This window comes from Arsenophonus endosymbiont of Apis mellifera, assembly GCF_903968575.1.
Classification (GTDB): Bacteria; Pseudomonadota; Gammaproteobacteria; order Enterobacterales; family Enterobacteriaceae; genus Arsenophonus; species Arsenophonus apicola.
Genome location: NZ_CAJCFU010000062.1, coordinates 1 through 5,986, shown reverse-complemented (window position 1 = coordinate 5,986; position 5,986 = coordinate 1). Strand labels below are relative to the sequence as shown.

At 37.5% G+C, this 5,986-nt stretch carries 12 protein-coding genes and 1 pseudogene; 11 read left to right on the top strand and 2 right to left on the bottom strand.

Annotation, left to right across the window (positions count from 1 at the left end):
• From H1X92_RS10480 to H1X92_RS10445, 8 genes and pseudogenes are all read left to right on the top strand, one after another.
• Positions 1–285, top strand: a pseudogene (locus H1X92_RS10480) (replication protein); the annotation flags it as partial.
• Between the two features lies 1 nt (position 286).
• Positions 287–1,660 (top strand): replicative DNA helicase, encoded by a 1,374-nt coding sequence (locus H1X92_RS10475; protein ID WP_180560101.1) that lies wholly within the window; start codon positions 287–289, stop codon positions 1,658–1,660.
• Positions 1,661–1,674: 14 nt separating this feature from the next.
• The gene (locus tag H1X92_RS10470) at positions 1,675–1,920 is read left to right on the top strand and encodes a DUF1187 family protein (protein ID WP_180560100.1); all 246 of its coding nucleotides are present in this window, start codon (positions 1,675–1,677) and stop codon (positions 1,918–1,920) included.
• Positions 1,904–2,116 carry a DUF551 domain-containing protein gene (locus H1X92_RS10465; protein WP_180560099.1) on the top strand — a complete coding sequence of 71 codons (213 nt, stop codon included), beginning with the start codon at positions 1,904–1,906 and terminating at the stop codon, positions 2,114–2,116. The genes H1X92_RS10470 and H1X92_RS10465 overlap by 17 nt, the downstream gene beginning before the upstream one ends.
• Positions 2,117–2,350: 234 nt before the next feature.
• Positions 2,351–2,548 (top strand): hypothetical protein, encoded by a 198-nt coding sequence (locus H1X92_RS10460; protein ID WP_180560098.1) that lies wholly within the window; start codon positions 2,351–2,353, stop codon positions 2,546–2,548.
• A complete protein-coding gene (locus tag H1X92_RS10455; RefSeq protein WP_180560097.1) occupies positions 2,538–2,981 on the top strand; it encodes a recombination protein NinB in 444 nt (147 codons plus the stop codon). Before H1X92_RS10460 ends, H1X92_RS10455 begins: the two co-directional genes overlap by 11 nt.
• 70 nt (positions 2,982–3,051) lie before the next feature.
• A complete protein-coding gene (locus tag H1X92_RS10450) occupies positions 3,052–3,609 on the top strand; it encodes a recombination protein NinG (RefSeq protein WP_180560096.1) in 558 nt (185 codons plus the stop codon).
• 22 nt (positions 3,610–3,631) lie between these two features.
• A complete protein-coding gene (locus tag H1X92_RS10445; protein ID WP_180560095.1) occupies positions 3,632–4,015 on the top strand; it encodes an antiterminator Q family protein in 384 nt (127 codons plus the stop codon).
• A gap of 222 nt (positions 4,016–4,237) precedes the next feature.
• Here the strand turns inward: H1X92_RS10445 and H1X92_RS10440 are convergent, their stop codons facing one another.
• A complete protein-coding gene (locus tag H1X92_RS10440; protein WP_180560094.1) occupies positions 4,238–4,501 on the bottom strand; it encodes a hypothetical protein in 264 nt (87 codons plus the stop codon).
• A gap of 342 nt (positions 4,502–4,843) precedes the next feature.
• On the opposite strand from H1X92_RS10440, the gene H1X92_RS10435 reads away from it, so the two are divergent.
• Entirely contained in the window at positions 4,844–5,044 is a 201-nt protein-coding gene (locus H1X92_RS10435; RefSeq protein ID WP_180560093.1) for a hypothetical protein, read from the top strand.
• Here the strand turns inward: H1X92_RS10435 and H1X92_RS10430 are convergent.
• Complete coding sequence (locus tag H1X92_RS10430; protein WP_180560092.1) at positions 5,025–5,219, bottom strand: hypothetical protein; 195 nt, start codon at positions 5,217–5,219, stop codon at positions 5,025–5,027. The two genes, H1X92_RS10435 and H1X92_RS10430, sit on opposite strands and share 20 nt — an antisense overlap.
• 203 nt (positions 5,220–5,422) lie before the next feature.
• On the opposite strand from H1X92_RS10430, the gene H1X92_RS10425 reads away from it, so the two are divergent.
• Both H1X92_RS10425 and H1X92_RS10420 read left to right on the top strand, forming a co-directional pair.
• Positions 5,423–5,638 carry a phage holin family protein gene (locus tag H1X92_RS10425; protein ID WP_370520685.1) on the top strand — a complete coding sequence of 72 codons (216 nt, stop codon included), beginning with the start codon at positions 5,423–5,425 and terminating at the stop codon, positions 5,636–5,638.
• Positions 5,598–5,986, top strand: a 389-nt coding sequence (locus tag H1X92_RS10420) for a lysozyme (RefSeq protein WP_180560090.1), incomplete at its 3' end; no start/stop codon positions are given. The genes H1X92_RS10425 and H1X92_RS10420, both read left to right, overlap by 41 nt.

The window sequence follows — 5,986 nt, the reverse complement described above, 5'->3', positions numbered from 1 at the left end:
TACAACGATTATCTGGTTGCCTACAACGAGGAAGTGGGTGACAGACTACCCCACGCTGTTGAAGCCAATCCCAAGCGTAAAACCCGTTTGAAGAAAATTGTTGGCTTACTGGCTAATCCAAACCTAGATGGCTGGCGAGCCTACGTGAGAGCATTCGTTGGCATGGCAAAGCCGTTTTACTTTGGTGAGAACAACACGGGCTGGACAGCGGATATTGATTACCTGCTGAGAGAAACCACGCTAACAGGCGTTCGTGAAGGGAAGTTTGCCGATAGGGGGTATTAACATGGTCAACTATCAACTTGAGGCAAGCGTGATAGGGGGTTTGCTGATTTCAGGTTTAACGCCAGACGCCAGTGATGTATTGTCTACGCTTGAGCCTAATGCTTTTTCCTCCCATTTCTGTCGTGAAATCTACAAAATAATTCAATGCCAGGCTAAAACCAGAAGCATGATTGATATGGTGATGGTGGCTGAACAGATGGGAAAGGGTAATTTTATTCAGGTTATGTCGATGGCTAAAGATTGCCCGAGTGCAGCCAATTTGAAAGGTTATGCAAAAATGGTTGCTGAGAATTATCAACGACGGGAATTTTTAGCGATGATAAATTCGGTCAAGGATGTTGTTGCTAATGGGTCTATCCAGTCAGCCACGCAGGCTATTGATGATTTTTTGTCGAAAGCGACAAAATTGCGAACTTCGAAAGAAGAAATCAAGCCTGTAAATTTGAAGGAACTTATTAGTGATTACACCGAGTTACTGGAAAATCGTCTACAAAACGGTGAACAGTCAAGCGCCTTAAAAACAGGTATAAGTGAGCTGGATGAGATAACGGGAGGTATTAATCCGGTGGATTTAGTGATTGTTGCTGCCAGACCGGGTATGGGGAAAACCGAATTTGCATTGAAGATTGCCAGAAGTGTTGCCAGTCAGGAAATCAGGGACATAAATCAGCGGCGTGGCGTGCTTATTTTTTCAATGGAAATGGATTCAGGCCAAATCATTGAAAGACAGATTGCCCAGGCGTCAAATCTCCCCGTTTCAATGTTGAGAAATCCCTCACGATTAGAGCAGGAACACTGGAATAAGATAACTGGTGCGATTGGTTTGTTGCATGATTTAGATGTATGGATAGTGGATGCAAGTAAACTTACTGTTGAGCAGATAGCCTCTGTTGCCACCAGACAAAAAAAAGAATATCCCCAACTGTCGTTAATCATGGTTGATTACCTCGGATTAATTGATAAACCGAGAGCTGAACGAAATGACCTTGCGATAGCGCATATTTCCGCGAATTTGAAACGGCTGGCAAAAACATTAAAAACGCCCGTAATCTCATTGAGCCAGTTATCAAGAGAGGTTGAAAAGCGGACAAACAAGCGCCCAGTTAACGCTGATTTACGGGATTCTGGCAACGTTGAGCAAGATGCAGACAGCATTATCATGCTGTATCGTGACGGGGTTTATAACGAAAATTCACCCTCAGCGAAGTATGCTGAAATTATTGTAACCAAAAATCGATTTGGCAAAACGGGTACGGTTTATCAGGAGTTTAAAAACGGTCATTTTATCGATACCAATCAACAGGAAGCAGGAGCAATCTCACAATCATCTCATCAACAAAGTTTAAGGCGCTACGCTCAAGGCGCAACGATTTAATCAGGACCCCCCCAATGAAATACCAAATTGAAGCAACCCTTGTTAAGGATGGCGGCGAACCTGTGCATTGGCAGCGCTTTAGCGACAGAGCACTATCAGAAAAAGATTGCCTGAAAATGTTATCCCAGCCGTCCATGTTCAAAATGCAATTTAGCGAGATAGGTTACTACTGGACTGCTATCAATGTAAAAGCTGGAAAGCAAGCTCAAATCAAGTTGATAAATTTTATCTGTAAGGAGATTAATGATGAAGTGGATTAAATGTGAAGAACGATTGCCATTAGTAGACGAACTGGTTTTAATTTGTAAGCGTTGTAATGATGACTTTGAAATTGAAGTTGGCTGGCGAGAGAATGAGAATAGTACTTTCATTTATCATTGTAATAAAGATGAAAAATTAACTTTCGAGCCGGATTATTGGATGCCATTACCTGAGCCTCCTAAGGAAGACTGGTAATGCATGAAATAATTAACTTTATTTACAGAATTAGCATGAATCTATTTTGCTTTTTAGGTGTTGCGATGTCGGTGATAATGTTAACTATCACAACTGACAGCAGTACGTGGCTTATTAATTCTTTGAGGTTTTTGTCAGTAGTGGCTGTTACATCTTTAGCTATCTCAATGATATATTTATTTTTTGTCTTGTTTAACGATATTTTCTTGAAATAAAGATAACAGGAGGTGCATTTTGAAGATAAATCGTGAAATTTATTATGTTGACGAAAAATTTAAAACAGACAAAAGGTTTTGGATAGTAAAATTTGAGACTGATTATATTACTGAACATTATATTTTTCGTTTAAAGCCCACCAAAAAACAGGTTAGAGCAAGTAGAAAGGTTTTTAATAAATTAAATAAGTGGATGAAGGAGGAATATGGAGGATAATATAATCCTTCACGAATCAACTAAACAAAACGTCTGGCAAACCTTAAAAGCAGCTCTAGCAACAAATAAACCTCATCGTCTCATTATCAAGCCTTACCGTAAAACCCGTTCATTATCGCAAAATTCACTTTTTCATTTGTGGTGTGCAGAGTTAAGTAAGTATTTGTGTGCTAACAACGCTAACTTTACCGCAGAGCAGGTGAAAGAAATGTTGAAACATACATTCTTAGGTTATGAAGTTGTAGAGCGTATCGATGTGACCACACAGCAGCCAGAGCGCGTCAGAACGCTCAGGAGGACATCAAAACTTGATACGGGGGAAATGCATGTCTTTATGCAAAAAGTGGAATGTTGGGCGATTGGCATACGTTGTTTTGTGACGATACCTGATAACTCTCAATACATGAAACTTAAGAGAGAGCAAGATGGATAATTGGCTAATTTTTCTTATCATCTTTGTTATCATTTTTTGGTTATTAATCGCATTCGGAAACTTATAAAATATGAACTCAGCTAAAAAGCTGAGGCCGAAAATCTGTAAAATCTGCAAGAATAAATTCACTTCTCAAAAATCACTTCAACTTGTTTGCAATCATCAATGCGCAATTCAATATGCACGTCAACATCTAGATAAGTTAGCTAAAAAGCGAGTTATCGAAGAAAGACGTCAATTAAAGCAAAGAAAGACAGCATTAAAACCGCTGTCGCATTGGCTGTGCATGACGCAAAGAGTATTTAACGATTATATTCGAGAAAGAGATAAAAACGAGGGATGTATTAGCTGTGGCAGTAAAACAGCAATTAGTTATCATGCGGGTCATTACAAAACAACAGCCTCAGCTTCACAAATACGCTTTAATGAAAATAATTGTCATAAGCAATGTTCTGCATGTAATACACATAAATCAGGCGCTATATCTGAATATAGAATAGGTTTAATTAATAAAATAGGAATTAATAAAGTAATAGAATTAGAAAATAATAACGAAATAATTAAATACACGCCTGAAATATTAAAAGAAATTCGCAATAAATATAGAAAGAAAATAAAAGAACTTTGATATAATGTATTGGAGAATATTAATGCGAGACATACAGCAAGTACTTGAAAGATGGGGGGCATGGGTTGCTGATAATCCCTACGATGTAGCCTGGTCTCACATAGCAGCTGGTTTTAAAGGCGTGATACCAAAGAAAATAAAATCTAGGCCGCAATGCTGTGAAGATGACGCAATGATAATCTCCAGCTGTGTAGCAAAACTAAATAAAAATAATCGCGATATTCATGATTTATTATTTGAGTATTATGTTTTTGGAAAAACTTTTATTCAGCTAGCTCGACAATATAGTTGCTCAGATACACATATTGGTAAAAAATTACAAAAAGCGGAAGGGGTAATTGAGGGAATGTTGATGATGCTTAATATTAATTTAGAGATGGATAAATTTGTTCAAAGAATTAAATAAATAACTTTACGATCGTAAAAATAATGATATTGTGATAGTGTCTGTGTTTATAAAGACAATTTAGACACGAAATAAAATTAATTATCGATTCTTTTTGACTTGTGTTGTCACCCAAATAGTTATATCTTGTTGGTGCACTACTTTTTTTGTGAATTCGCACGATCCATACGGTAAATAAGCCAGTAGTGCATAGCCCCACGTGAAAGCGTGGGGTTTTACTTTTTATGCTATTTTGAAAACGGATTGATAGCCGTGATTATATGACTCAAAAGCATCTTTATGACGAAGAGCGCCAGCTTGACTATCTGAAATTTGAGTTAAAACTGAGTCGTCATAAGCTTTTTGCGCTCCAGTAAGCGCATGGTGACGACCTAATTCATAGGCGCATCCCGCACATTTGTGACGACTATTTTGACCTTGATTATTAGAAAGAGATGTAAATAAATGGTTGTAGCGATGAGGCTTTTGACAAATATTCTTATTCATTAAAATCAGTCCTGTATATAAACAGGGCTTTACACAGATCACCAAGTGAAATAAACTAAATGCGTGATCACATGTAAAACCTTGTCGTTTTATCTTCCGTCCCTGATAGTTGTCGCTATCAGGGATTCCTATATATAGTATTTAGTATTCAAAACATATACTATATGTCGTTATTATATTCTTGAGCAAAAAAAGATCAACGAAAAGATCGACTTACGAAGAAACACCCCTTGTTGATGGTGGGGCTTTTCGTTTACGCCGCCGCAAAACTGACAGATCGAATAATTAAAACCAGTAACGCGGTTGGCTCCCTGTTCAATGGTTAAACATGAGATAAAAAATATGGACGAACGTATAGAAGTATTAGAAAGTAGAATTGGTGAATTGGAAAAACAGTTCACAAAGATGAATAATGTGAACTGCTGTACTAAATCAGAAGATAGTGTGGATGCTATTTTTCAAAATGCTTTAGATTTAACGCATGTAAAAAATGCAACGTCTAATTTTAAAACAAATTGTAAAGTTACTTATCAACGAGTTTAAAATTGTCGAGCATATTTTTCACTACGCTGTTTTCAATATGTGCAGATATTTCATTAACCATCTCTTTACGTTGATTTTCTGGCAGCTTATAAAATAAATTAGTAATAATCATCTTTAATACATTAATTTCATTAAGTAATGCTTCAGGAGAACCGATGTTAGTTGTATATTTCATTTCAACAAGCAAGTTTTTTGATATTTCTGCATTCTATTTCCTCAATAATTTTTAGTGATTAGCCATTAACTAAAATTAATAGCTGAATAAATTTTATCAAATTGACAATTTAAATGCTGAGCAAAATTAGGTCTTGGCACAAAAAATCTTTCAACTCATCATTATTCAAAGCAATGGAACCCTCAACGGCAGGGTATATGCACATGTCTGAAAAATACTCAACTCCCACAGCCTATCTCTGGGGCATTATGACCACTATTTTGGGTTTCTTCACTCTTGAGCAGTGGGTAGCCGTAGTAGGCATTGCCTGCACGATAGCGACATTTTTAATCAACGTGTACTACCGCAAAAAGGAGTACAAACTTAAGGAGCGTCAATATGAAAATACCGAAAAAAATATTGATGGCAACAGGCGGTAGTGCATTGCTTTTAGCGTCAAGCATGATAACCCATTTCGAAGGGCTGAGACTTAAGCCCTATTTCGATGGTGGCGGTGTGCTTTCTGTTTGTTACGGTCACACAGGTAACGATATTCACCGTAACCGGACTTACACACAAGAAGATTGTGATAAGTGGCTTGATGACGATTTGAAGGTGGTTAAACGGTATGTTGACCCGCTGGTCAAGGTCAATATCAACACACTGACTCAAGCAGCGCTTTATTCATTTTCTTACAACGTGGGTGTGGGAAATTTTGCCAAATCGACATTACTCAAAAAGCTCAACGCTGATGACCGAAAAGGCGCTTGTGAAGAAATGAAACGCTG

Bases quoted from the DNA above. Each gene is read 5' to 3' on its own strand.
- H1X92_RS10475 (WP_180560101.1), top strand. From the start codon at position 287: ATGGTCAACTATCAACTTGAGGCAAGCGTGATAGGGGGTTTGCTGATT.
- H1X92_RS10470 (WP_180560100.1), top strand. From the start codon at position 1,675: ATGAAATACCAAATTGAAGCAACCCTTGTTAAGGATGGCGGCGAACCT.
- H1X92_RS10465 (WP_180560099.1), top strand. From the start codon at position 1,904: ATGATGAAGTGGATTAAATGTGAAGAACGATTGCCATTAGTAGACGAA.
- H1X92_RS10455 (WP_180560097.1), top strand. From the start codon at position 2,538: ATGGAGGATAATATAATCCTTCACGAATCAACTAAACAAAACGTCTGG.
- H1X92_RS10450 (WP_180560096.1), top strand. From the start codon at position 3,052: ATGAACTCAGCTAAAAAGCTGAGGCCGAAAATCTGTAAAATCTGCAAG.
- H1X92_RS10445 (WP_180560095.1), top strand. From the start codon at position 3,632: ATGCGAGACATACAGCAAGTACTTGAAAGATGGGGGGCATGGGTTGCT.
- H1X92_RS10440 (WP_180560094.1), bottom strand. From the start codon at position 4,501: ATGAATAAGAATATTTGTCAAAAGCCTCATCGCTACAACCATTTATTT.
- H1X92_RS10435 (WP_180560093.1), top strand. From the start codon at position 4,844: ATGGACGAACGTATAGAAGTATTAGAAAGTAGAATTGGTGAATTGGAA.
- H1X92_RS10430 (WP_180560092.1), bottom strand. From the start codon at position 5,219: ATGAAATATACAACTAACATCGGTTCTCCTGAAGCATTACTTAATGAA.
- H1X92_RS10425 (WP_370520685.1), top strand. From the start codon at position 5,423: ATGTCTGAAAAATACTCAACTCCCACAGCCTATCTCTGGGGCATTATG.